The sequence below is a fragment of the Alteromonas sp. DYW1 genome, from assembly GCF_059752595.1.
Genome location: NZ_CM186038.1, coordinates 385524 through 412017, shown reverse-complemented (window position 1 = coordinate 412017; position 26494 = coordinate 385524). Strand labels below are relative to the sequence as shown.

Annotated in this window: 23 protein-coding genes; 13 read left to right on the top strand and 10 right to left on the bottom strand. The window is 47.4% G+C overall.

Translation table 11 applies throughout. The annotated features are described in order from the left end of the window. The first annotated feature begins 4 nt into the window (after nucleotides 1-4). A complete protein-coding gene (locus AC121Z_RS01860) occupies nucleotides 5-1102 on the top strand; it encodes an adenylate/guanylate cyclase domain-containing protein (RefSeq protein ID WP_498126178.1) in 1098 nt (365 codons plus the stop codon). Here the strand turns inward: AC121Z_RS01860 and AC121Z_RS01855 are convergent. From AC121Z_RS01855 to glnK, 4 genes are all read right to left on the bottom strand, one after another. Beyond that, entirely contained in the window at nucleotides 1092-2009 is a 918-nt protein-coding gene (locus tag AC121Z_RS01855; protein ID WP_498126177.1) for a Dyp-type peroxidase, read from the bottom strand. The genes AC121Z_RS01860 and AC121Z_RS01855 overlap by 11 nt on opposite strands. 10 nt (nucleotides 2010-2019) lie before the next feature. Next, complete coding sequence (gene ggt, locus AC121Z_RS01850; protein WP_498126175.1) at nucleotides 2020-3708, bottom strand: gamma-glutamyltransferase; 1689 nt, start codon at nucleotides 3706-3708, stop codon at nucleotides 2020-2022. A 212-nt stretch (nucleotides 3709-3920) separates the two neighbouring features. Next, nucleotides 3921-5159, bottom strand: coding sequence for an ammonium transporter (locus AC121Z_RS01845; RefSeq protein ID WP_498126173.1), 1239 nt, complete (start codon nucleotides 5157-5159; stop codon nucleotides 3921-3923). 31 nt (nucleotides 5160-5190) lie between these two features. Continuing rightward, the gene (gene glnK, locus AC121Z_RS01840) at nucleotides 5191-5529 is read right to left on the bottom strand and encodes a P-II family nitrogen regulator (protein WP_498126171.1); all 339 of its coding nucleotides are present in this window, start codon (nucleotides 5527-5529) and stop codon (nucleotides 5191-5193) included. 225 nt (nucleotides 5530-5754) lie between these two features. Between glnK and AC121Z_RS01835 the strand changes: the two genes are divergently transcribed. The 5 genes from AC121Z_RS01835 (at nucleotide 5755) to AC121Z_RS01815 (ending at nucleotide 9047) form a co-directional block, all read left to right on the top strand. Continuing rightward, a complete protein-coding gene (locus AC121Z_RS01835; protein WP_498126169.1) occupies nucleotides 5755-6459 on the top strand; it encodes a hypothetical protein in 705 nt (234 codons plus the stop codon). Nucleotides 6460-6695: 236 nt separating this feature from the next. After that, entirely contained in the window at nucleotides 6696-6986 is a 291-nt protein-coding gene (locus AC121Z_RS01830; RefSeq protein WP_498126167.1) for a hypothetical protein, read from the top strand. Nucleotides 6987-6996: 10 nt separating this feature from the next. Continuing rightward, nucleotides 6997-7176, top strand: a complete 180-nt coding sequence (locus AC121Z_RS01825) for a hypothetical protein (protein WP_498126165.1) — start codon at nucleotides 6997-6999, stop codon at nucleotides 7174-7176. Nucleotides 7177-7254: 78 nt separating this feature from the next. Beyond that, nucleotides 7255-8199: a DUF808 domain-containing protein gene (locus AC121Z_RS01820; protein WP_498126163.1), complete on the top strand. Its 945-nt coding sequence runs from the start codon at nucleotides 7255-7257 to the stop codon at nucleotides 8197-8199. Then, nucleotides 8196-9047 (top strand): putative RNA methyltransferase, encoded by an 852-nt coding sequence (locus AC121Z_RS01815; RefSeq protein WP_498126161.1) that lies wholly within the window; start codon nucleotides 8196-8198, stop codon nucleotides 9045-9047. The genes AC121Z_RS01820 and AC121Z_RS01815 overlap by 4 nt, the downstream gene beginning before the upstream one ends. On the opposite strand, the gene AC121Z_RS01810 is transcribed toward AC121Z_RS01815, so the two are convergent. Then, on the bottom strand, nucleotides 9044-10975 hold the full coding sequence (locus AC121Z_RS01810; protein WP_498126159.1) for a propionyl-CoA synthetase: 1932 nt from the start codon (nucleotides 10973-10975) through the stop codon (nucleotides 9044-9046). The genes AC121Z_RS01815 and AC121Z_RS01810 overlap by 4 nt on opposite strands. A 123-nt stretch (nucleotides 10976-11098) precedes the next feature. Here AC121Z_RS01810 and AC121Z_RS01805 point away from each other — a divergent pair, with 123 nt between their 5' ends. Further along, complete coding sequence (locus tag AC121Z_RS01805; RefSeq protein ID WP_498126157.1) at nucleotides 11099-11914, top strand: substrate-binding periplasmic protein; 816 nt, start codon at nucleotides 11099-11101, stop codon at nucleotides 11912-11914. Between the two features lie 6 nt (nucleotides 11915-11920). Here the strand turns inward: AC121Z_RS01805 and AC121Z_RS01800 are convergent, their stop codons facing one another. Further along, entirely contained in the window at nucleotides 11921-12742 is an 822-nt protein-coding gene (locus AC121Z_RS01800; protein ID WP_498126155.1) for a DUF2306 domain-containing protein, read from the bottom strand. 183 nt (nucleotides 12743-12925) lie between these two features. Between AC121Z_RS01800 and AC121Z_RS01795 the strand changes: the two genes are divergently transcribed. Continuing rightward, nucleotides 12926-13996 carry a helix-turn-helix domain-containing protein gene (locus AC121Z_RS01795; protein ID WP_498126153.1) on the top strand — a complete coding sequence of 357 codons (1071 nt, stop codon included), beginning with the start codon at nucleotides 12926-12928 and terminating at the stop codon, nucleotides 13994-13996. Between the two features lie 43 nt (nucleotides 13997-14039). On the opposite strand, the gene mrcB is transcribed toward AC121Z_RS01795, so the two are convergent. Next, nucleotides 14040-16433 (bottom strand): penicillin-binding protein 1B, encoded by a 2394-nt coding sequence (gene mrcB / locus AC121Z_RS01790; RefSeq protein ID WP_498126152.1) that lies wholly within the window; start codon nucleotides 16431-16433, stop codon nucleotides 14040-14042. Nucleotides 16434-16640: 207 nt separating this feature from the next. On the opposite strand from mrcB, the gene AC121Z_RS01785 reads away from it, so the two are divergent. Continuing rightward, on the top strand, nucleotides 16641-17843 hold the full coding sequence (locus tag AC121Z_RS01785; RefSeq protein WP_498126150.1) for a lytic murein transglycosylase: 1203 nt from the start codon (nucleotides 16641-16643) through the stop codon (nucleotides 17841-17843). A 31-nt stretch (nucleotides 17844-17874) separates the two neighbouring features. On the opposite strand, the gene hrpB is transcribed toward AC121Z_RS01785, so the two are convergent. Beyond that, nucleotides 17875-20442 (bottom strand): ATP-dependent helicase HrpB, encoded by a 2568-nt coding sequence (gene hrpB / locus AC121Z_RS01780; RefSeq protein WP_498126149.1) that lies wholly within the window; start codon nucleotides 20440-20442, stop codon nucleotides 17875-17877. A gap of 49 nt (nucleotides 20443-20491) precedes the next feature. On the opposite strand from hrpB, the gene thpR reads away from it, so the two are divergent. Continuing rightward, nucleotides 20492-21016 carry an RNA 2',3'-cyclic phosphodiesterase gene (gene thpR / locus AC121Z_RS01775; protein ID WP_498126147.1) on the top strand — a complete coding sequence of 175 codons (525 nt, stop codon included), beginning with the start codon at nucleotides 20492-20494 and terminating at the stop codon, nucleotides 21014-21016. Here thpR and AC121Z_RS01770 read toward each other — a convergent pair. Continuing rightward, nucleotides 21008-21193 (bottom strand): hypothetical protein, encoded by a 186-nt coding sequence (locus AC121Z_RS01770; protein ID WP_498126145.1) that lies wholly within the window; start codon nucleotides 21191-21193, stop codon nucleotides 21008-21010. The two genes, thpR and AC121Z_RS01770, sit on opposite strands and share 9 nt — an antisense overlap. Nucleotides 21194-21432: 239 nt before the next feature. Between AC121Z_RS01770 and purU the strand changes: the two genes are divergently transcribed. From purU to AC121Z_RS01755, 3 genes are all read left to right on the top strand, one after another. After that, a complete protein-coding gene (gene purU / locus AC121Z_RS01765) occupies nucleotides 21433-22287 on the top strand; it encodes a formyltetrahydrofolate deformylase (protein WP_498126143.1) in 855 nt (284 codons plus the stop codon). Between the two features lie 145 nt (nucleotides 22288-22432). Beyond that, nucleotides 22433-24616 (top strand): M3 family metallopeptidase, encoded by a 2184-nt coding sequence (locus tag AC121Z_RS01760; RefSeq protein WP_498126141.1) that lies wholly within the window; start codon nucleotides 22433-22435, stop codon nucleotides 24614-24616. Nucleotides 24617-24733: 117 nt separating this feature from the next. Beyond that, nucleotides 24734-25795, top strand: coding sequence for an RDD family protein (locus AC121Z_RS01755; RefSeq protein WP_498126139.1), 1062 nt, complete (start codon nucleotides 24734-24736; stop codon nucleotides 25793-25795). 35 nt (nucleotides 25796-25830) lie between these two features. Here the strand turns inward: AC121Z_RS01755 and AC121Z_RS01750 are convergent, their stop codons facing one another. After that, nucleotides 25831-26406, bottom strand: coding sequence for a hypothetical protein (locus AC121Z_RS01750; RefSeq protein WP_498126137.1), 576 nt, complete (start codon nucleotides 26404-26406; stop codon nucleotides 25831-25833). Nucleotides 26407-26494 lie beyond the last annotated feature (88 nt).

The window sequence follows — 26494 nt, the reverse complement described above, 5'->3', positions numbered from 1 at the left end:
AGTAATGGATAAGATGATTTGGGTACTCGCAATACTCGTCGCCTACAGTCTTGTGGTGACAGTGTTGCTGTTGCGGCGCAAATCATCTGGCTTGCATGACAACCAAGGAGAATTCACGCCGCACTCCGATTCTCAGGTCACATTGCCATATACGGCGTTGGTCGAAGGTGATCTGACAAGCGAGCAATCGCGTTTCCAGGATAAGGCAGATGAGGCTTTACGCCTCACCCAAACCTTTCAAAAATTCGTGCCGCGTCAGTTCGTCGACCACTTTGCGAAACACGGTTCGAGTAGCCTCGAGCTTGGTCGTGCCGATGAAGATGATGTAGCCATTCTATTCTGCGATATTCGAGGGTTCACCGGCTTATCCGAAAAAATGAAACCGCAGGAATTGATGAAGTTTCTCAACTCGTATTTTCTGCGTATGAACGACCCCATCCATCAAAATGGTGGCTTCATCGATAAATTTATTGGTGATGCGATTATGGCATTGTTTGACCATCCGGATGGCACCGAACAAGACAAAGCAAACGATGCCCTGAGCGCAGCAATCGATCTCAATAAGGCATTGCTAGTTTATAATCATCACCGGGCGAACTCAGGTTATGACCCTATCCGCATTGGCATTGGTATTCATTTCGGTGCGGTGATTATTGGCACCGTCGGCTCCGATGACCGCATGGACACCACCGTTATTGGTGACAGCGTTAATATTGCTAATCGCCTCGAAGCCTTAGCCCCGATTTATCATGCTGACATTGTTGTTAGTGAACAGTTATTGGTTACCGCTGACAACCCAGACATCCGCTATCGCACACTGGACTGGGTCAAGGTGAGAGGACGGCAAACACCACTGAAAATATACGAAGTTTTAGGCCATCTCCCCAAAACGGTGCAGTCTGAGAAGTTGGCGATTAGCGAGTTAATTGAGGGAAGTTTACAAGCCCGCATTGAGCAGCGCTTCGATGATGCGCTAGATTTACTCCATAAGGCGCTGGTCGAGAGCCCCAACGATCCGCTGATCATTCACCATATTGACGTCTGTCATCGCTACAAAAAGTTAAATCTTCCCGATGATTGGGATGGCGCGTTTACCTTATAGCTTGCGCACGGATAAAGCTGACTGAAGGTGCAAAAAACGCAGCCCCCGTTTCAGCCGCGGTAAAGTCCAATAAGCGATCGTAATCACCGTTGTCATCGCCAAAGATGCGGCTGTGTAATTGTCGCTTGAATGCGGTCCCAGCGGCGGAACAAGTAACGACAAACAAGCCTAATTCATGCATGTCACCATAAGGCATGGACTGGTCAAGTAAGGGTACAGGCTTGGCATCAGCATCTAATGCTTGCATACGCACAAAATGTGAACTGGCATTCGCTTCAGCACTTTCAGTATGATGCTCTTGTGTAACCCCCATTATTTGCTCTTTTTGACGTTCGGTTAATGCTTGCCAGCGTCGAAAATCATGTCTGAAGCGCTGCACATGCACATAACTACCACCGGCAAACAGCGGGTCTTCATCGCCGACAATGGTGATATCAAGCTTTTTGAGTCCGCGTGGATTGTTTGGCGCCAGCAAAAATCCGGTAAAGTCCCGCCCGTCGAGATACCGAAAAGCATGTACTTGTTCAACTAATTCCACATGTAAGCGGAATAGGTCCATGATCTCGAGCCCCAAAGCAAAACAAATATCCTGTCGATCAGCACGGATCTGAATAAATAAATCACACGGAGTTGTAGGTGCACATCGGTCCTCACACTGCATATCCGGAAATGGGCTTAACTCACTGGGATACGCCTCAGGGTAAACCTCAGGCCAATAATTCACACCGATGGCGACCATGCCTGTAACCATCGCCTCGTAGTGTTCATTATCGTAATGTTCAAACAGTTCTAGCGTTTTGGCTAACTTCGCGCGAATGGCATGCGTATCTTCATCAACCACATTAAGCAGCAGATACTGAGCATGTAAATTGGGTTCAGCGCAAACACCTTTTTGTGGTTGGGTCATGTGTTTTCCATTAAAAACCAGCAGCTTGTCCGTCTTTTCGCGACTCTGATGCACCATAGTATACACCAGTCTTAGGGTCACGCATGATCGCTTGATAGCCACCAAATACGCCGAGTGTGTCACGCAGTGTATGACCTTTTTCCATGAGTTCTCTGCGTACCCGTGGAGCAAAGCCTGACTCTAAACTGACATAGCCACCGTCTAGCATCACCTCACCTGTCGGTTGGCTGGAGCCACTATGCACAATCCTTGGAGCATCGCCTGCTTCTTGCAGATTCATACCGAAGTCGATGAGATTCATTATAATTTGTGCATGCATTTGTGGTTGAGTGCCACCACCCATGACGCCAAAACTTAACCACGGTTTACCATTGCGGGTGACAAACGCCGGAATAATGGTATGGAAAGGGCGCTTATTAGGGGCGTAAGTATTGGCATGACCCTCAACTAAGGTAAACATTTCACCTCGATTTTGGAGCACAAACCCCAAATCTGGCGGCGTCATGCCAGATCCCATTCCTCGATAATTACTTTGGATCAGCGACACCATATTGCCTTGCTGGTCCGCTACCGTCAGGTAAATCGTGTCGCCTTCATACTTGCCTGCATCATATCGCTTGGCGGCGCGATTGATATCAATCAGTTCATGCCGCTGCTGCGCGTAGGGTTTTGAGATTAGCCAGTCAACGGGGATCTCGGCAAAGGCTGGATCAGCATAAAACTTAGCCCTATCCTCAAAGGCTAATTTCTTAGCCTCTACAAAAGCATGGACATAGTCAGACGAAGCGAAGCCCATACCTTCAACGTCAAACTGCTCCATAATATTAAGTATTTGTAGTGCTGCAATACCTTGACCATTGGGCGGCAATTCCCAAACATCATAGCCACGATAGTTCGTCGCCACAGGGTCGACCCAATTTGATGTATGACTAGCCAAGTCCGCATAACTCAAAAAGCCACCTTGTGCTTGCATGTAAGCAGCTATGCTGCGTGCTATGTCACCTTTGTAGAACGCATCACGTCCGCCGGTGGCAATCTTTTCATAGGTTGCCGCTAGGTGCGGATTGGTAAAAATCTCTCCCTTTTTAGGGACATCTCCCCCGGGCATAAACACATCTGCGAATCCAGCATATTCACCAATCCGCGCTTTATTTAACGCGAAGTAATAAGCCACTAATTCTGTTACCGGAAAACCCTCTTTAGCATAAGTAATGGCGGGCGCTAGTATGGCAGTCATGGGAATGCTGCCAAACCGTTCGTGTAACATGAACCAGCCATCCACTGCGCCAGGAACTGAGACCGGTAAAGGGCCAAACTTTGGGATCGAAGTGAGAGATTGTTGCTTAAAATAATCCAGTGTTAAGCTTTGCGGAGAGCGGCCTGAAGCATTCAAACCTATCAGCTGCTGAGTCTTAGCATCCCAAACTATTGCAAATAGATCACCACCAATGCCAGATCCGGTCGGTTCAACCAGACCCAACATCGCATTTGCCGCAATTGCCGCATCAATGGCATTACCGCCTTGACGCATGATATCCAGAGCGACTTGAGTGGCTAGGGGTTGGCTGGTTGCCGCCATAGCATTCTGCGCAATCACTTCTGAACGCGAGGCAAACGGCTGTCCAGTAATACGATCATAGCCATAGAGTGGTGAAAAAACACATAACAGAGTCAGGATTAACGTCGCTCGTCTTAGCATTCTGCAAGCTCATTATTTGCGGCACATGACGCTAATATAACCACATCAATCCGCATTTGCTACGCAGCACAGGTACAAACTTACCGAATGGTACTTTGGATCCCGTCAAGTAACGAAAAAAGCCCCGCAATGCGGGGCTAAATGAGGTGAGCAGGCCTTATTATTATTATTATGTATTAGCGCTTTGCCTGTCAGAAACGCTGGAAGGCTAGTTAGCTACGACCGCTGGTGAATTCTGGATAAGCTTCCAATCCGCATTCACTCTGGTCAACGCCTTCAAACTCTTCTTCTTCTGAGACGCGTACACCCATAATCGCTTTGATAATCAACCAAGCAACTAAGCTAGTGACAAAGACCCAAACAAAGATAGTTAATGCACCGATAATTTGGCCTGAGAAGCTTGAGTCGCCGTTAGTCACCGGAACCAGTAATAGACCTAATAAACCAACAACCCCGTGCACCGAAATTGCACCAACTGGATCATCAATCTTCATTTTATCCAAACCGACGATACTAAATACCACTAGAACACCGCCGAGAGCACCGAATAAGGTTGCTTGCAATGCAGTTGGCGTGCTTGGCTCCGCAGTGATTGCAACCAAACCGGCTAATGCACCGTTTAATGCCATGGTTAAATCTGCTTTACCAAACATGATACGGGCCAATAATAAGGCAGCGACCAAGCCACCTGCTGCCGCAGCGTTAGTGTTTAAGAACACCACAGCAACACTGTTAGCACTTTCAACGGTTGCCGTTGCTAGCACTGAACCGCCGTTGAAACCGAACCAGCCCATCCAAAGGATGAAGGTACCTAAGGTCGCTAGTGGAAGGTTTGCACCAGGGATTGCCTTAACTGAACCATCTGCACCGTATTTACCTTTACGAGCACCAAGGATTAATACGCCTGCCAAAGCAGCGGCTGCACCAGCCATATGTACAATACCTGAACCGGCAAAGTCACTGAAACCAAGGTCGCCAAGCGTATACAGACCAAATACTGGGTTACCGCCCCAAGTCCAAGAGCCTTCCATCGGATAGATAAAGCCAGTCATAACCACAGCAAACAGCAAGAATGCCCATAGTTTCATGCGCTCAGCGACAGCGCCAGAAACAATCGACATAGCCGTTGCTACAAAAACAACCTGGAAGAAAAAGTCAGCTGAAGGAGCATAAGTTGCTGGGTCTTCAGCAACGCCTGTCGCGCCATCGGCCATTAACCCATCCAAGAAGAAACCGCCACCGTACATAATGGCATAGCCACAAATCATGTACATGATGCAAGCGATTGCATACAAGGCAACGTTCTTAGTTAAGATCTCTGTGGTATTTTTAGTTCTTACTAAGCCAGCCTCTAGCATGGCAAAACCAGCAGCCATCCACATAACCAGTGCGCCGCAAATTAAGAAGTAAAAGGTGTCGAGTGCATACCCGAGTTCAAATGTAATTTCCATTATGAGTTCTCCGCAAATCTAATTTCTGAGGTTACAGCGCTTCAGCATCTGCTTCGCCAGTACGAATACGTACAGCCTGATTCAGGTCATACACGAATACCTTACCGTCACCGATCTTGCCGGTTTTCGCTGCGCTTACGATCGCCTCCACTAGACGCTCTACTTGATCGTCTAGAACTGCAATTTCCAGTTTCACTTTAGGTAGAAAGTCCACTTGGTATTCAGCGCCGCGATACAGCTCGGTGTGGCCTTTTTGGCGTCCGAAACCTTTCACTTCAGTAACGGTTAAACCGTCAATACCTATTTCGGAGATAGCTTCTCTAACATCATCAAGCTTAAATGGCTTAATGATGGCGGTTACTAGTTTCATAAGTTGCTCCCACGGATTGTGTGTGTTTGTTGTTTGAAGTTCCCTCACAAGTCTTATGCCAAAAATTTAATTCTTTATTTTCAGCATGTTAGAGTTTTTGCCCGACTGGAAAACTGCCACTTTTGCACTATTTTTGAGCTAAAGCCTATAAATGCACCATAATGGTGCGATTGATTTTACGCGCTCGCTTGGGAACTAATTGATAACGCTTTGCTCTGATTGAGCATGATACTTTTAAGCGACGAAACCCGACCTCAAAATGCAGTGAAGAAGCCAAATTCACTGCCTATCGTTGTAGCAGTTTCAGTGCTGATCCATGCCGGGCTGATCGGGTTAATGAGCGTGCCTACCCAACAACTAGCGACACGCGTTGGGCCACCAACTCAAGCAATTAAAGCAACCATTGTTTACCCCAGTTTACTGGACTTAAAAGAGAGGTTTAATGCAGACGTGGATGAACCAACTAGCATTGATGATCTAAGCAATCGACCACAACTGCCGCAGGCGCAAACTGTCGAGGAAATGTTCTCACAATTAGAGCAAGAGCCAACGGCAGCAACACCATCCGGAACGGAAGATACAGCATCGGTTGCAGCAGAACAGACAACTGCCCCCGTAACGGGAGCGCGGGCGGTGAATAGCCTTGACCGAATGCGCAGCCACTTAGGCCAATTACAGCAACAACAACAGCACGCGCTTGCACAACAACAAGCGAGTCAATTCCAGCAACAAAAGCAGTCACCTGATTTACGCATCCCTGACTACCAGACCAGCGAACTCCCACCGATGGTGAAAGAAAAGATCGTGAACTGTGACCAAACGGCAGCCAATGTGTTGCGTGTCGTCAGTCAAATCGCAGGCGGGAATTTGCGCTGTCGTGACACTGTCGATTTCAATCAATATATTGAAGACCGGCTGGAGAAACGCTAAACGCGAAAGTTAGTCAATTTGACTATTTGAGTGGTCAAATTTGTTATTTTTTTGTTCCCTATCTCCCACCGCACTATCAAGCGCTCAACCAAAATTAAATTATTTTATTATATTTCAATGATTTAAAAATTTCTCAAGAGCTGGCACAACTATCGCAATAGTCTTTGCGACTTAGTAATACAACTGCCACGCAGTAAACAACAGCGCAGTTAAATCGAAATGAAGAGGAAAAATTTATGCAACGCTTAACAACTGTAAAAACTGCTGCCGCCTGTCTACTTGCATTTTTGAGCACTGGTGCGTTAGCGCACGAAACTTCGATTGAGAGCTACATGGGTACTGTTGTTGCTTCTCACGTAGCAGAGACCACGTTCGAACTAAACAATAACGCCCGACAAAACGTTGCCAACACAGCGTATCAATTTGCCCTTGATGGTGAAGAAGAAGCGACTATGGTCGCCAAAGTGTCAGTGACAACGTTAACTGCTGAAGAGGCTAAAGCGACACCAGAAAATGGTGCGGAGTAGGAACTAGGCTATGATTGATCCCATTATTCTGCTGTTGGTATTGATGATCCCGATCGCTGCGTTTGTCATTGCTGGAGTGACGATTGCTACACTCACCCAAACACTAAAAATCAAACGCAGCATCCGCACCATTAGACCACTATCACAATCAGTCAAGCAGGCATTTACACTCCACAACGCGAGTCGTTAATAACCCCGACTCGCTGCCTGCTTTGCTTTCTCCGCCTGCTCAGGTAACCTTGACTTCCCCAAACCCCAAGGAACCCTTATGGCCGCTGGCAGTCTCCTCACACTATTGGATGATATTGCGACTATTCTCGATGACATTGCTGTGTTATCTAAAGTCGCGGCAAAAAAAACCGCTGGCGTATTGGGCGATGATCTCGCACTGAATGCAGAACAAGTTTCAGGTGTAAAAGCCGACCGAGAACTGCCCGTCGTCTGGGCTGTGGCCAAAGGGTCATTCTTAAACAAACTGATTTTAGTGCCTAGCGCATTAGTGATCAGTGCCTTTATTCCATGGTTAGTCAACTACTTGCTTGTTGCGGGTGGTTTATACCTTTGTTTTGAAGGGGCTGAAAAGCTCATTCACGTGTGGCAGCAAAAACGAGTCCGCAGCGTTGCTCAGGCGGAGGAACATTTGCAACAGTTGCAACAGACCTCCTCGGCTGACCTGCTAGTGTTGGAGCAAGGCAAAATCAAAGGTGCAATTCGCACAGACTTTATCTTATCGGCCGAAATTATCGTGATCATCCTTGGTACATTGCAAGGAACAACTGTAACCAATCAGATTTTAGTTTTGAGTGGTCTGGCAGTTCTATTTACGGTCGGCGTATATGGGCTAGTTGCATTGATTGTTAAACTTGATGATGCCGGACTTTATTTATTAAAAGCATCGTTATCTGGCTCGCTACAGCGACTGAAAAAGTTGTCTGGTCGGGCGCTCCTAACTATCGCACCGCACCTAATGAAGCTCCTATCTATCGTTGGAACTATTGCGATGTTTTTAGTTGGCGGTGGTATTATTGCCCATTACGTAGGCTTTGTGCATACTTTGATTATGCCACTTGAAGGGGTAATCGAGCACCTACAAGGTTGGCTCCAAACACTCATCGCCATCGGTGTTGAAGGCTTGATTGGGGTCTGTGCTGGGGCCTTTATAGCGCTGCTAGTCACCGTGTGGCATAAGCTCAAACCCACGGAGCAAGTATGACTAATGCTAATGCCTGTTTATGGCAATGCCCGCTGTGCGCGACTCCTCTTGTGCTGATTAGTTCACAATGGCAATGCTCCAATGGGCATTGCTTTGATCGCGCGAAAGAAGGCTATGTAAACCTATTGCCAGCACAACACAAAAACAGCAAAAATCCGGGTGACTCAAAAGCCATGGTGAGCGCTCGGCAACAATTTCTTAATCAAGGACACTACGCACCGCTGGTTAATGCAATATTGACGCTGCTGGTAACACACTGTGCCGCACAAGACTCACTGAAACTCTTCGATGTTGGCTGTGGAGAGGGCTATTACTCACGAACCCTTTTGGCATTGTTGGCAGAACGACAACAAACAGTCGCAATTCATGGTATCGATATTGCCAAAGCTGCCATTCAAAAAGCGGCGAAACAAACAGCTCTGGGGCATTTTGCGGTTGCTAGCACTTATCATATCCCAGCACAGTCTGCTGCATTTGACGCCGCTATACAGATTTTTGCACCAGCATCGTCGGCAGAAGTGCATCGGATTTTGCGACTCGGCGGCATTTGGTTATGTGTCGACCCAGATGAATACCATTTGCAGGAACTCAAGCAACTGGTCTATGACAATCCCAGTTTACATCGTGTAGACGCAACCGTGCCAAGCGGATTCTCGCTTATTACCACAGAAAATTTGACCTTCCCAATTGCATTAAATACCCCCGAAGTGCGTGAGCAATTACTTATGATGACGCCATTTTACTGGACAACATCACCCGCTAAATTAGCCCGGCTCAAAGCAGAGTTAACGCAAGTCACAGCTAGTTTTCAGCTTAAACTTTTCGCTAAAACCCAAGCGCCAAGCTAAGCTGATAGCACCTCACCTGGAGTGGCTAAACCAATGCCATGTTGATGCATGATAGTGCGGATCTCATCAATACTCTCTGGATCATCAATAGTGGATGGCGTAACAAACGACTCATTATCTGCTATTTGGCGCAATAGCTTACGTAAGATTTTACCACTGCGCGTCTTAGGTAGACGAGAAACGATCAATGTTTGCTTCAAACAAGCAACAGCTCCAATATCCTCACGGATCTTGGCAACGAGTTCTTGTTGTAACTCGGCCTCTTGTATGCTGACACCATCTTTCAACAGGACAAAACCAATGGGTACTTGCCCTTTTAACGAATCATTTATCCCAATAACCGAACACTCTGCGACGGCAGGATGTCCAGCCAACACCTCTTCCATTTCACCTGTCGATAAGCGATGCCCAGCAACATTAATCACATCGTCTGTGCGCCCCATAACGAATAAGTAGCCATCCTCATCAACATAACCGCCGTCGCCTGAACAATAGTAGCCGGGAAATTGCTGCAAATAGCCCTGTATAAATCGTTGGTGATCACCCCAAATCGTATTGAGACAGGCAGGTGGCAGCGGCAACTTAATCGCAATAGCACCTTGTTGATTGCAGTCGAGCTGTTGACCAGACTCATCTAATATATGTACTTGGAAACCGGGTACAGGACGGGTTGCGGAGCCTGCTTTTATTGGCATATTTTCAAGACCTGTTGGATTGGCGGCAATTGCCCAGCCAGTCTCTGTTTGCCACCAATGATCGATGACAGGTTTGCCGGTATGTTCTACGACCCAGTCCAAAGTCGGCGGATCGAGCCGCTCACCGGCCATAAAGACTTGCTCTAAACAACTCAGATCGTACTGTTTGAGTAAGTTACCGGTTGGATCTTCCTTACGTATTGCACGAAACGCAGTGGGCGCTGCAAACACAGCCTTCACCCCGTATTCCGCAATGACGCGCCAGAATGCGCCCGCGTCGGGCGTTCTCACTGGCTTACCTTCATAAACGATTGTGGTGCACCCATACAGTAGCGGCGCATACACAATGTAACTATGACCAACGACCCACCCCACATCGGAGGCGGCCCAAAATACGTCACCAGGTTGCATGTTATAGACAGCTTGCATTGAATAATACAGCGCCACTGCATGACCACCGTTTTCCCTTACAACGCCTTTGGGCTTGCCAGTCGTTCCTGAGGTATACAGTATGTACAGTGGGTCGCAACCTTTAACGGCTACACATTCGACTGGTGATGCACCCCGCATGGCATCAGCCCAGTCGATATCACGCCCATTCTGCATGGGTGCTATAGTTTGTTCACGTTGCAATAAAATAACATTCGATGGTTTGCATTGGCACTGTTCAATCGCTTGGTCAACCAGAGGTTTGTACTCGATAACGCGATTGACTTCGATCCCGCAGGAGGCGGTTACCACTATTTTGGGTTGCGCATCATCGATACGTACTGCCAGTTCATTGGCGGAAAATCCCCCAAACACTACCGAATGTATAGCGCCCAATCGTGCGACGGCAAGCATTGCAATAACAGCCTCAGCAATCATTGGCATATAGATGATCACACGGTCGCCTTTTTGCACGTCATACTGACGCAATACATCAGCAAATCGCGCTACATGGTCCAACAGTTGAGCATAACTATAACGGGTCTTTTGCCCAGTAACCGGCGAGTCATAGCACAGTGCTAACTGGTCGCCACGGCCATTTTTTACATGCTGGTCAAGCGCCATATAGCACGTATTCATCTCGCCATCAGCAAACCAACTCTGCATACCCAAATGATTTTTGGCAAGGGCTCGTTGCGGTGCCTTAAACCAGGGCAATTCAGCGGCTTGCTTGGCCCAGAATGCTTCGGGTTGCTCTATGGATTGAGTGTATATCGCTTGGTAACTATCTCGCTCTTGACGCATGACGGTGCTCGACTCATTAACAGAGGTATAGCCTAGCGCAACGTATTCAGAAGGAATATAAGACTTCAGGCGTAGATCAATTCGCTAGCGCCAGCGAATCCAAAAGAATGGCAGAATGACCCAATGGATCATATACTCGTGCACAGTATTGGCACTTTATTATGTTTTCGGGAGGCCAAAATTCGTTATTTGCAGTTCGTTACTTGCGCTCTAGTTCTCCCTTTATTGATGACTTCTCCATCAATCGCCAATGCCTGCAAAATACAAAGTTCAGTATCACCTGAGTTTCTTGATGGATTACATACCAAATATCTGCATTACCTCGCCCAGCAAGCCAAATGCGACCTTGAAATCATTCCCATGCCCTTTGCAAGGCGCGTCGCGTCGTTACGCTCAGGCGAAATAAATCTGATGGTCGGCTTGAAGTCGTTACATAAAGAAGTCGGTTTTGAGTTTCTAACACCCAGTTACGAAACACTGCAATCAAAATACTTTATCCGCGCAGCAGATATCGACAAGTTCACCGACATGGAAGCCTTTCAGGACGCTGATGCTGCCTTTTCAATTGACGACAACAGCATGCTCAATGAGGCGCAGATCATTTTTGATGGTGTTGTCAAAGTTACCAGTTTGGAGCAAAAAATCCGACTGCTGCTTAAAGGCCGAGTGGATACTTTTGTCCACTTTGAATCAAGTGCCCGCTACATGATTAAAGTACTTGGATTCGATGAACAAATCGTTGAAGCACGTTATCAGTTTAGTCGGCCACTGGACTACTTTGTTGCAATCCACACTGACTCACCACTCTATGCGCATAAAGACCGCCTTCAATCAATTATCCGCAACGGGATAAAAAAAGGAGACTTCACCACTATCCGCAGGCGGCATGAGGAGCAACTTGAAGAGCGAATTGCTGACCAATTCAATGTTACCCCATAGTTGATGTTATAGCGCGGCGTTGATCCTTGGCCACCACATCATGATAAATGCAGCCGCTGTCCCTATCAGCGTGATTATAACAGCAATGCCAAGGGTTATATTAATTACCACGTTGAATACCTCTGATTTTTTACGCTCAGCAGCAAAATAGACTTCAGCAATAAACATGGGTAAGAGGTAACACGCATAGCTTAAAATAATATCTGCAGGGCCATCCATCGTCGCATTATTGCCATTCGCTCCCTGGTTAATCATAAACCACCCCATCAGTAGTAAACGCAGCGACCAAACACCATTAATTAGGATAAACGCATGTACAGCCCAACGACGGTGTCTAGCAAACTCTCGCGCACGTGCATAATACCAAGCAAAGCCAATCGCGACCGGGATCAATAAGCCATTTAAGGTAATGCCGAGCGCACCAAGATCACTGAAACGCGCATCCCTTCCCCACGTCAAATAAATACCAGTCAGAGCACCAGCCATACCTAACAATAGAAATACACGTCCGTTCCAACGGTGAAAGGTTGGAAATCGTTGCCGCAAAAAAGGTAACAACTGTAATACCCCAGAGGCGCTAAGCAGAAATACCGGTAATACGTGCAGTATAAGTATGCCATTACCGATGGTATCGCCAGCGACATGCCCTTTGATCATGTGGGCAAATTGAGCCGCAGATAGCGCTCCCGTTAATGAGGGTTGTAAAAACTGGAAAAAAATATACGTGGCAAACAACCATTGACCAAGCCATACAGTACCGACCCATAGGGTCATTGCTTGGTGCGTTAACGCAAATGAGGTTATTGCGAGTGAAGACTGATTTTTCATTAACTAGGTCCACAACAAATGTAAGTTGCACTCATTTTGCGGCCAGAATCGCTGAGGTGCTGCGCAAATTCAGAATTTGCGCATAGAAATATGGCTTGGGCAGTTACATCTTTTAACAATTACGCCATAACTAGACATGTTTTTTTGCATAGACTAAGGACATTGAACTCTGAGGGACAACACATGTACGTAGAATTCGCATTATTTGCAATGCTGATGTGTAGTCTTTCTTTTATGCTCGCACAACTAACGGTCAAGCATAAACAATTGGAGCATATTCTTTTTGCCGTATTCTGCGGTTCGCTCAGTATTGTTGCGGTTAAACAATTAAGTGCAGAAACCTTGGGGAACTATCAATACTTGCTTGGTATTGGCACCTGCGCTACGTGCAATGCTATGTGGCTGATTGCACGTGCATTGTTTCACGGCGAGCACACGGTTAAGCCTGTACATATCGGCATAGCCGCGGTAATTTCTGGTTTGGTGATTATTAGTCAACTCAATCAATTTGCCGGCGCAGAAACCCTTATCTCAACGACAGCCCAAAGCACCATTAGCACGCTCGTTAGTGAAACAACTCAGTTACTATCGTCAACCATATTAATGCTGACATTTTGGGAGGCTGTACGCAAAGGCAAAGCCGATTATTTCGCAGCTTGGCAGAGATACTTGTTTGCCGCAGTCTATTTAAGTTCGGTGTTACTGTGTAGTGTAATTTTCAATGCATTCGTGCCCGCTGCACAAAGTGCACAACTGTTTCCCTTATTTATGGTCGTTGCGGCAACGCAAATCATGCTTGCAACTCAGGTAATGTTACTGTGGAAGCGTGACTCCATGCGCCGTAAACACCAACCAACGCCGGTTCACCCAACAAACACGCTGAATGACGACCGACTGCTCGCTGCTGACATACTTAGACTCATGCAAAAGGACAAAGTATTCCTTCAGCATCAGCTTAAGATTATTGATATTGCACAGCAATTACAGGTATCTGAATATCGCATCAGTCGCGCTATTCGGGGGGCACTTGGGGTGAAAAACTTCAATCAATTGATTAATCAATACCGCATTGAGCATGCAAAGCAGCTATTAGCTTCGCCTGCAGCAGCGCAATGGTCAATCATAGTGATCAGTATGGAAAGCGGATTCGCTTCGGTTGCCTCTTTTAATCGAGCATTTAAAACAATCACTGGTGATTCGCCGTTAGCTTACAAACAAAGTATTACTCAAGACCCGCTCGATAACACTTCTTGAGCCATCCCATGTTGCCGCAAAAGTCGTGCACTTAAAACCGCTCTCACTCCCCAAAGATCCGTTTCCACCATGGCTGCTTTTGTTCTTCTTTCTTGGGTCTTGCCTCTGGCGCAGGAGCGCCTGAACAATCAACTTGTGGTGCTGGCAGTACATCTAAAATTGCCGGTACACTGATCGACTCCGGACAGCCCGGCAAACTCACTTCTCCTGTTTCCTGATTAAAATGGGCTATGCCGAGGCCAGCAGGAAAACGCCGCGATAGCGATTTAGGCGCTTGACGTTGCTGATAGTCGATAAATACGGATAACGCACCACTGGCACCCGTTAATCCCGTTTGCTTATTATCGTCGTTACCTAACCAAGTGGTAATCAGACTATTCCGATCGAATCCCGCAAACCAACTGTCACGGTAATCATCGGTCGTGCCGGTTTTACCTGCCATATTAACGGTAGCGAAGGTTTCACGGATGCGACGAGCCGTCCCTTCAATGGTTACTTTGTGCAGGGCATAATTAGTCAGGTATGTTGCTGCCTCATCTACGCGTTGCTCTGCATAATTCGCGTGTTGCCACATGAGGCGATTATCTGGCGACACTACGGCGACAACTGCATGCAATGGACGATATAGCCCTGTATTGGCAATAGTTTGATACATCTGACTAATATCGATGAGATTCAGATCTATCGCCCCAAGCGTCATTGCTGGCACTAAAGGAATGTCACGTTGAATACCTAATCGTCGCAGAGTATCAGCGACGTCGACTAAACCAACATCCAAACCTAAATTCACCGTAGGGACATTTAATGAGTTTACCAATGCGTCGACGAGAGCAACTGTGCCACGAAATTTTTTATCCGCATTTTGGGGTTGCCATTGCCGCCCGCCTTCATCATCCAAACTGATCGGTTCGTCGCGTAATGGTGTCGCCAGATTAAAGCGCGAGGGTTCCTCTAAGGCAGTGAGGTAGATAGCCGGTTTAATTAACGAACCCACTGGCCGTAAAGCATCTAAGGCACGATTAAATCCGCTGTAACTCGGATCAGTACTGCCAACAATCGCACGCAGTTCGCCGCTAGCAATGTCGGTAACTAACATCGCCCCCTGCAACGATTCAATCTTACGCGCTCCCATCAGTGCTGCTGCTTGCTTGCTCAATGCCGCCTCAGCGCGCCGCTGCGCATTGATATCTAGTCCAGTGAATACTTTTACACCCGACTCACGAATATCCGGGGCAGCAAGAATTTCCTGGAGCTCGCGACGAACTTTATCCATATACGCGGGATGTTTGCCACTAGCCAGGCTTGCGCCGCTTGCCACTTGTATCGGTTGATTAACCAGGGTTTCATATTCTTGTGCTGAGATTTCATTGTTTTCAAACAAAACTTTCAGCACCAAATCTCTGCGTTCTACCGCACGTTCAGGATATCGTCGTGGATTATAGTAAGAAGGCCCTTTTACCATGCCCACAAGCATTGCTATTTCTGCGGTATCCAGTTCAGTGACAGGTCGATCGAAATAAAAATGGCTGCCCAAACCAAAACCATGTACACCGAGATTGCCGTTTTGCCCAATAAATACTTCGTTAAGGTAGGCCTCGAGTATTTGATTTTTGCTATAACGGGCATCAATAACAATTGCCATCAACGCTTCTTTGATTTTCCGCACCAGTGATTTTTCGCGGGTAAGATACAGATTTTTCACTAATTGCTGCGTTAAAGTGCTCCCTCCCTGCACCGTGCGGCCCGCAGCCAAATTAGCAATCAACGCACGCGCTATAGAAAGCGGAGCCACTCCATGATGTTGATAAAAATCGCGGTCTTCAACTAACGTCAAGGCATTAATCAGCATCGGTGGAACGTCTTCGATATTCAACAACATGCGATCTTCGCGATGACTGCTTACTAAGCGACTGACTAGCCAGGGCTCAAGCCGAATTGACGCAAGTTGAGTCGCAGAATTAAACGTGGTTTGCCGAGGTAAGGCTTCGAGAATTTTACTGATCCGACTGCCCTGCCATTGCACTCGGATCAATCGCGCCTCTTCACGTCCATCAACAAAATCAAAGGCTCGCCGATGAAAGGTTAGCTGCCCTCGCGAATGCTGATACTCCCCGGTTCCCGTCACTTGCGCGACTTTACGATAGCCTAGTAGAGTTAACTCATCGATGATTTCTTGTGGCGTTATTTCCTGCTCAATATCAACCGTCAGGGCACGCGCATAAATCTGTGCCGGTACCTGCCATTTATTTCCTGAAAAATGATGTTTGATCGTCGCATCTAAGTAAAATAAATATGCGCTCATTGCTACCGCAGCAACAACGATAAGTTTGAACAATAACCACCACCAGCGACGTCCCTTTGCTGTTTTATGCTCTCGCGTGGGACCCACTTTTGCGGAAGTTTTGACGGTTTTCTTATTTTTTTTCTGAGATGGCAATGTTACTGCTCGATACTGACTTGAAGCCGCAGTATAAAATGCTTCGCGGGTCAATCCAATTAAATCTCAGCTTCGCAGTTGCCGTTTTGCAGTTTCACTGGCCAGTAACGAGTACGTGAATTGTCAGATCTGACGCTTTCTGCACTTGGTGCTATGGGTAAAAATCAAGTAGCATGGCAGCGAGACCTTTTTTGAATGAGTTTTTTCATGCGTTTTTTTTCCCTAATCTTGTTGGCAGCATTAAGTACAATAGCAAGTCATGCAGTCGCCCTTACAGCATCTGATTTTAGCCAATGCTTAACCCGCTTTGATCAATTAGCTGAGCAACGAGGTGTTAGTGCGCAAACACGTCAATCACTTGCTTCACTGCAATTGCAATCGCGGGTGCTCGAGTTGGATCGCAGCCAGCCTGAATTTGTCCAAACTTTTCCTACGTATTTTTCTAAGCGAGTCAATACATGGCGCATTGAAAAAGGTCGCGTGCTGTTAAGTAAACATCAAGATTTCCTTGCTGAATTAAATGCAAAATTCGGTATACCTGCCCAATACCTGCTGGCGTTTTGGGGACTCGAAACTAATTTTGGCGGTTACAAAGGGACGATGCCTACGCTTGACTCGTTGGCCACGCTGGCCTGTGATACCCGCCGGCAAGCATTTTTTACCGAAGAGTTATTACTTGCCTTGGAATTAGTCGACCGTGAAGATCTGCAACCCGATGCGATGCAGGGCTCTTGGGCAGGTGCAATGGGACACACTCAATTTATGCCATCAACGTATACTCGCTATGCCATCGACGGCGACGGCGACAACCACATTGATCTTTGGAACAGTGAACGAGACGCGTTAGCCTCAGCGGCAAACTTTTTAGCGCAGTTAGGCTGGCAACCAGGTAGCCGGTGGGGGCGAGAGGTAATGCTCCCGACAGAGTTTGACTACACCCTGGCGGGTTTTCAACAGCGCCGCAGTGTCAGTGAATGGAAGGCGTTAGGCCTGACCGATACACAACACTCCCCGCTACCCGATAGTGAGCTGATTGCAGTATTGCGCGTTCCCGCTGGTCATCGGGGCCCGAAATTCCTAACTTACACCAACTTTGGTGTGATTATGCGTTGGAATAATTCTGAATTCTACGCCATCGCAGTTGGTCATCTCGCGGACCGGATTATCAACGCTCCCCCGCTTGTGGCACCATTACCTGAATTACCTGCATTGGCGCGCTCTGAAATAAAGCTAATGCAGCAGCAACTTAGCGCACTAGGTTACGAGGTGGGTGGTGCCGACGGCATCATTGGGCCTGCGACACGTGCCGGGATCAGGCAGTTTCAAGCTGATAAAGATTTAATCGCGGACGGCTTTCCAAGCCCTGCTTTACGCGAATTGTTAAATCAGCAAGCCAGCGATCAAAGCTAGCGCAGCAGCGAGGTCCGTCGCCCCGCGTTTTTTATTGCTGCGGCTTTTGCATCCGCTTTTTGGTTAGTTTAGTGGCTGCAGTGTTTGCCGGATCATCTGGCCATACATGCTTGGGGTAGCGACCTCGCATTTCCTTCTTAATTTGTTGATAGCTATCACTCTGCCAAAATGCAGCCAGATCTTGAGTTTTTTGCAACAGGCGCCGAGCCGGCGACAGCAACTCAATTTGCAGCGCCAACCGCCCTTCAGCAACACTTGGAGATTGAGCAAAACCAAATAGCCACTGCATCGGAGCGGCAATACTAGGCAACGGCGATTGTGCGTCTAAACATTCAGGGCAAGGTGGGTATGTAATGGCTAAACGATCACCATTTGGAAGTTCAAAATGCGTCGGAATTGCACTGTTTAACCACTGCAATTGTGACCAATCCAGCTGACTTAGGAAAAGTTGCTGCCAATCTAGATTAACCAACGCTTTACGCGAGCGATACTCTGTAAGGTGCGGCAATAGCCAGCTATCTATATCTGCAAGCAAAGCGGCGTCACGCAGATCAGGAAAGGGCAATAATGCTTCACGCTGACACAACAAGCGCGCCCAGCGCAGCCGATTAACGAGTACCAGGCCAGAGTCTGATATCGGTAGCCAAGCCATTCCATAACGCTGTATCACCTCTTGCCACGTGCGCATAATCTGGGCTGAATAGTCACCATCGCGGCTGTCGACAGGTTGGGCTGCGATGCTGATGTTAGCTAAACGCTGAGTCTGCATGACCGTCATCTTTTGCGACTTATCATCCCACTCAACTGCAACATCATTTTTCATTTGTGTACCAAAGAGCTCGGAAATAGCGGCAAACGTTATTGGCTGAGCGCTGCTGATCAATAGCTTACCCGAGGAGTGCATCACCATCTGTGCGATCGCCAGCCATTCGGGCAAGCCTTGCTGCTCTCCGTATTTACAGTATGCGCGTTTACCATTTGCTAATTTGTATTCCGCACCAATGCGTTTCGCAACTCGGTCAGGAAAGGCCATAGCCACTACTTCGGCGACAAATTCTGCACTGATTGCACTTGACCAATTGGCGTGAAATTCAATACCCAGCGATTTACATAAACGCTCGGCTGCCTTTAGCTGCTGACGGTGACGGTTGCTCAATAACGTTTTCATGAAGTCAGCCAGCCACATATTTTGCGCTACTTCACTACTATCGAGACATTGCGCGACGACGGCCGCAACAGAAAGTAACATTGGCTGTGCCGATAGTTTGACCTTTAGTGTAGACATCATATGAGCTAAACGAACACTGAGTGGTATCTTGGCGATCGACTTGCCATGCTGAGTGATTTTTCCAGCACCATCGATTGCGCCAATAGCACGCAATACCTCTTGAGCATGTGCACATTGATTAATTGTCGGCAAAGTGGGTAATGCTAACTGCGATAACTCACACCCCCACGCTAACGCTTGTAGATAAATATCGCTAATATCGCGTTGTAAAATTTCGGCTGCCCGCGCTTTTGGCAGTCGCCCTTGCTGCTCTTCTGACCAAAGCCGATAACACACGCCTGGACCTGTTCGACCAGCCCGGCCAGCGCGCTGTGCAGCGGAATCCTGCGCTATCTGGCGTGTTGTGATTTTCTCAGTACCCAACGCCAGCGAGAAATTGAACTGACGCTCAAGACCGGTATCAATAACCACGCGTACGCCTTCGATTGTAAGACTCGTTTCAGCAATGTTGGTTGCCAAAATAACTTTGCGTAGTCCCTCTTCAGGCGCAGCTAATGCCTGCGCTTGTGCAGATTTTCCTAAGGCCCCATATAAAGGTAAACACCTAACCATTGGCATTGCACGTAACTTGCTTTGTAAGCTTTGCAAAGTGGTGTCGATTTCACGTTGCCCTGGCAGAAATACAAGAATGTCTCCCGCATGCTCGGTCAGAGCCTTCAGGACCAACGCACTCAATTGTTGTGTATTGAGTGGCTGAGTATTAATCGTATGATAGTGATAGGTTATCGGAAATTGACGACCTTCAACCTCAAATACGTGGGCAGGATGTAACAATGGCAGGAGTGTATCGGTAATCAAAGTGGCAGACATCACCAGTAACCGCAAATCTTCACGCAGGGCCTGCTGCACATCGAGTGCTAGAGCCAGACCGAAATCACTGTGAAGATTGCGCTCATGAAACTCATCAAACACCAAAACACTGACATTCTCGAGCTCCGGATCCTGTTGAATACGACGAGCTAAGATCCCTTCGGTAATAAACTCTAAGCGCGTCTGCGCTGATATCCGACGTTCTCCCCTAATCTGATAACCGACGCGTTGCCCCACTGACTCGCCTAATCGATTTGCCAAGTACTCTGACAGCGCGCGCACCACCACCCGCCTCGGTTGCAGTACTACAATCTTCCCTTGTCCTGGATAGTAGTTGAGCAAATGCAGCAGTAACTCGGTGGATTTGCCCGCTCCAGGAGCGGCAGTTAAAAGTAAATTACGCTCAGCAAGCATTTGAGTAAGCGTGGACAAATGCTGCTGTATGGGGAGCTCGGTGGGTGCCAACTGTACTAATGCCTTTTGATTGCGTGGTAACTGCAAGTTGCATTAGGATAAACGACAATGTCTTCTATCCCCAAGGCTAATGTGCATGCGTTGTTTTATTGGCATCGATCTAAGCTCTGCAAACAAGCTAGCTATTGCGCAATGGATAGCCGCACAATGGCCCGAATTATCCAATAGCAAGCCGGTTGTTACGGCCAACTACCACCTCACCCTACTATTTTTAGGACAGATAAACGTTGCACAACAACAGCACTTGATCGGGTGTCTGGATCAACTCGATAAACCGTCATTTAATCTCAATTTGAATCAAACGGGCTATTGGAGTAAACCTCCCATCGCATTTTTGACTGATAGCCATCCAGCACCGGCATTGTTGCAGCTACAAACCAGCATTGAAGCAACGATAAAAGAGCATGTACTGTCCGATTTACGTACCCATCCAAAATTCCGGCCGCACGTTACATTGGCGCGTAAATATAGGCATGACTCGCCCATGCCAGAGGACAGTTTCAGCTTCACTCAAGCCGTGGACCAAATGCACTTATTTGAGTCAGTTTCGGGTAAGCAAGGTGTCAGCTATCCCATCCGACATTCATGGTCATTAAGCTAAGAAAATGACCGGTGCATCGGGCATTTCAACCGTCAGCTGTTTCTGCACTTGGTAACGGTAAATATCATCACGACTAAGACCTGCATTTTTCAGGATATCCGCCGCAATTTGACGAGCAACCGCCGTTTGCGTCTTATCATTAAGCACTTGAATTGCCATTGTTAGGTAGTTTGACACACGCTGACTCCGAATAAAGGGAGATAAATCAACATACGCAAACTGGTGATATTTTGACCACTAACGCTCACCGCTTAGACGCGCTACAGAGTAAACATCATGATCTGAATAAGAAAATAATCAAATTTCATTCTACCCATTCGGCGTTAATAAAATGCATAGCTAAGAACAACAGATGCTAACTTAAGCCAGATTAGATGGTATGCTCTGAGGTAATCTAATTAACCTCAACAACACCTATGCAACAAACCTATCGACTTGTTATTGATTGCCCTGATCAGGTGGGTATTGTGGCTGCCGTCGCCAGCTTTTTGGCAGAACACAAGGCAAGTATCATCGAAGCCAGCCACCATACCGACCTAAGCACCGGGCGCTTTTTTATGCGCCATGAAATCCGAGCGGATAGCGTTGAAGTTGATCACTCGAGTTTTACTGACGCATTTTCTAAGCTCGCCGATCAATATAATATGCGCTGGCATCTGAACGATTCAGCCCAAAAACAACAGGTAGCAATCCTTGCTAGTCACGAATCTCATTGTTTAGTTGACCTGTTGCATCGCCATCATACGGGCGAGTTACAATGTGATATCCCCTGTATTATCGCTAACCATAAAAATATCGAATCCTTCGCCAACTGGTACAACATACCGTTTTATCATGTTGATTTTAAAGCACAGCCAAAAGCTGAGGCATTTGCGCAAATCGAATCGATTTTAACCGAACTTCAGATCGATTTAGTTGTGCTCGCTCGCTTTATGCAAATTTTACCCGATGCGATGTGCCAACGCTGGGCTGGCAGAGCGATTAACATCCATCATAGCTTTCTGCCCTCATTTGCAGGCGCTAAGCCATACCAGCAAGCCTATGATCGCGGAGTTAAACTCATTGGCGCGACTTGTCACTATGTCACGGCCGATCTAGATGAAGGACCAATCATCGAGCAAGATGTGATGCGCATTAGTCATTCAGATAGCGCACAAGACATGGTTCGCAAAGGGAAAGACTGTGAAAAAACCGCGCTGGCAAATGGTGTACGCTTTCACTTGGAAGATCGTGTGATTGTGCATGGCAATAAAACTATCGTGTTTGAGTAGCCGCTAGCCTCACCCACCGTGGTACTCAGGGATGGAATGGATTACACTAAAGTTTCGCTGTACGGCGCGTCTCATGGGATAAACAGTCCCTGACATTATTATAATTACGATAACATCAAAACAACGACAACTGTTTGGAAATAACATGAACAAACCCCTATTAACCGCAACAGCCATGGCCTGCCTTTTGGCATTAGGTGGCTGCTCTGAATCAAAACAAGCACAAACCAGTGCAGCCCAACCAGAAGCTGCAGCAACCGCCGCTGAAACCACGACTCAAAATCCATTATTGGCAGAGTACTCTGGCCCATATGGCGGAGTGCCACAGTTTGACGATATGCAACTGAGCGACTTAAAGCCCGCGCTGGAAAAAGCCATGGACATGAATATGGCGGAAATTGAAGCCATCGCGAATAATCCAGAGCCGCCGACGTTTGAAAATACGATTGTTGCTATGGAGCGAGCCGGTGGCGCACTCAACCGTGTATTCACCTACTGGGGTATTTGGAGCTCAAATATGTCGAGCCCTGAATTCCGTGAAATTCAGGCTGAAATGGCCCCTAAGCTTTCTGCCTTTTTCTCTAAAATCACGCAAAATGAGGCACTCTTTGCTCGTGTTAAAGCCGTTTATGAAAGTGAAGAGTTAAAATCCCTCAGCGACGAAGAGCAGCGTATCACTTGGTTAACCTACAATGGTTTTGCTAGCAACGGCGCAACCCTTGAGGCTGAAGCGAAGAAGCGCTATGCCGAGATCAATCAAGAGTTGTCCAAACTGCACACCAAGTTCTCGAATAATGTACTCGCTGACGAAGAGAACTACGTCCTGTATATCACGGCTGAGCAACTCGATGGATTACCGCAATCGTTTGTTGCCGCTGCTGCCGCAGCTGCTGAACAACGAGGCGAAGAAGGCAAGTATGCCATCACCAATACCCGCTCTTCGATGGACCCATTCTTAACCTACAGTACTGACCGCGCGCTGCGCGAGAAAGTGTGGAAGACTTACTACAACCGTGGCGACAATGCGGATGAGTTTGATAATAACGAGTTAATCAAACAGATCCTGACACTTCGGCACGAGCGCGTTCAATTACTTGGCTACGAGAATTATGCCCAGTGGCGTCTTGAAGATCGCATGGCGAAGAATCCTGAAAATGCGATGGAGCTAATGATGAAAGTCTGGCCAGCAGCTATCGCTCGGGTAGAGGAAGAAGTTGCTGATATGCAAGCAATTGCTGACGCTGAAGGCGCAGATATCACGATTGAACCTTGGGATTACCGTTTTTACGCGGAGAAAGTTCGTAAAGCTAAGTACGACTTAGATTCAGATGAAGTTAAACAGTACCTACAACTGGATAAACTCCGTGACGCCATGTTTTATGTGGCTGGGCGCTTGTTTAACTTTGAATTCACCCCAGTGCCAGAAGGTTCTGTACCAGTATTTCACCCTGATGTAAAAGTGTGGGAAGTCACTGACAAAACCAGTAAAGAACACATTGGCTTATGGTATCTCGACCCATTCGCGCGTCAAGGTAAACGCTCGGGTGCTTGGGCAACTATGTACCGCAGCCCGACAACTTTTGATGGTAAAGAAAGTGCATTAACCTCTAACAACAGTAACTTTGTTAAAGCGCCGGAAGGCCAGGCAACCCTTATTTCATGGGATGATGCTGAGACTTACTTCCACGAGTTCGGCCACGCGCTACACTTCTTGTCAGCAACCGTCAAATACCCAACGTCACACTCGGGTGTACGTGATTACACTGAGTTCCAATCACAATTATTGGAACGTTGGTTACTCACTGATGAAGTCATCAATCAGTATCTTGTGCATCATGAAACGGGCGAACCGATTCCTGCTTCGTTGGTCGACAAAATTAAAGCCGCGGCTACCTTCAACGAAGGCTTTAAAACCACTGAGTACATGGCTTCAGCGATCATTGATTTGCTGTATCACACCACTGATCCGGCAAGCATCGAGCCGGATGCATTCGAGCGTGAGCAGTTAGCTGCGTTAGGTATGCCGGAAGAAATCGTGATGCGCCACCGCTCGCCACATTTTGGTCACGTATTCTCAGGTGAGGGTTACGCCGCAGCCTATTACGGCTATATGTGGGCAGAAGTCTTAACCTCGGATGCCGCCGAGGCATTTGCTGAAGCTCCTGGAGGGTTCTATGACAAAGAGGTCGGTGATCGCTTAGTGAAGTATTTGTTCTCTATCCGCAACGCGATGGATCCTGCAGAAGCTTATCGTAAGTTCCGTGGTCGTGATGCCAAGGTAGAAGCACTTATGCGTGACCGTGGTTTTCCAGTCAATGAAACCGAATAAGCGAACGCGGTAATCAATAAAGGGCGCTTCAGCGCCCTTTTTATTGAGCTAATATTTAATCGCCGCGCAAAAGTCGCTATGCTTTGCTTATTCCGTCCGTTAAGAATAGTCAATGGTATGCAGCAGCCTGCGATTCGCGAAGCAACTCAATTAGACTCAGAGTTGGCGCCAAACAAACCCGTTAAGCCCGAACGCGATGATAAAAATACGGTAACCCCTTATGCTTTTGGTATCGCCGATCACTTGCTGGGCCAACCCATTGCGTCGCCGTCACGTCGACTGGTCGCCCTCATTATCGACCTTTTCTGTGTCGTTATTTTGAGCTCTTTGAACGCACTCTTTTTGGCTGGATTTACCGCGATAACATTTCTGCGCACGAATATTCGTCTGGCTCGCCAGCGGCGCTTTCGACGCACTCGAATTGCGTTAAGTATAGTGATAGCCATATTAATGTTCGCTGTTATTTACGGCATTATCGAAACAGTCAACGAACAAACTTCTGAGGTCACAGAGGGGCCATTAACCGGTGCACAAGCAATTGCAACTGGCGCACTTATGTTGGCGTGGAATGGTTGCCCAGACTTAGCTTGTAAACGTTCACTGGTTGATGATTACGCACAAGTGTATGCTGAATCAGACCTTAGCACTGCAGAAATGTTAGCGTTAACAGAAGAGTTTTTGGCCAATGACACGAGTTTAACGCCAGCAGAAAGTGCGGAGCTCTCCCTACTTGCAGAGCAAAAATTTACTGCAGCAAAAAATGTATTAGCGACCCAATCCCTTGCTGAAACCAGTGACCCAAGTGCGGCTGAGCCCAATCCGAAAGTAGGCCCAGAGCCGGCAACAGAAGGAAAATCTGAAGGGCCGATGTTTAGTGTGATTGATACGATCGAAGCCGTTGCTGCGGATTTAGGTATTGGCGTTGGTTGGGCTGCGCTATATTTTAGTGCATTTCCAACCATTTGGAACGGTGCTACGCCTGGCAAACGCTTAATGGGAATATATGTGATCAGGATTGATGGACGCACGCCCACGTTGTGGGAAAGCTTTGGCCGCTACGGCGGCTATGGCGCAGGTTTAGCGACAGGTTTAATGGGCTTTTTACAGGTTTATTGGGATCCTAATCGACAAGCAATACAAGATAAGATTTCCGAAACATTAGTTTTGCGGCGAAGTTAAGCCACTGGTTTGATCAGCCTCACGGTAGCCATCGCTCAAAACGCAATCGTATATTCAATGGCAAGAGCGTTGTTTGTAGCATTTCGCATCGACGTGTTCATGTTGTCCGCGCTATGCCACTGTTCATGTTCAAGCTTCATACGGAAATCATGCGCAGTATTGAACGTGGGTAAGTCAATTTCTACTGCCCATGCCTGGCGCAGGGGCAACTCAATGCTAGCGGCATGCGAAGAACGCAACGAATGTGACGACTGCTTTTTGACACCCACGCCGACAACAAACTCACCCAGCTGCCAGCGCGGCATCAGCTGAAATTCTTTGACCATTACGGTATGCGAGTAAACACCAAAACTGTTGCGGCCTTTGGCATAGCCGAGGGACATATCGACAGAAAAACGCTCGCCAAATTGTCGCGTAATGACTAAATCATAAGCTTTTTGTTTGCAGCCGCGGAACTGAATTTTGCGCTTTTCAAATGAAAACTCCAACTCCTGACCCACCACAGTATCCAACCAATTCGACAGATAACTTTGGACGGCCGAGGACTTGGCATTAGTCGTCAATGGCATTAACCATAGCAACAGCCCAAAGCATGCTAGCGTTCTCTTCATTCCATCGCCTCCGACCCGAATTTGATGAACAAAGAATAGCCGCAAACATGTCAGCTGTAGCGGTCTAGTTCGACACTGTAGTATTAAT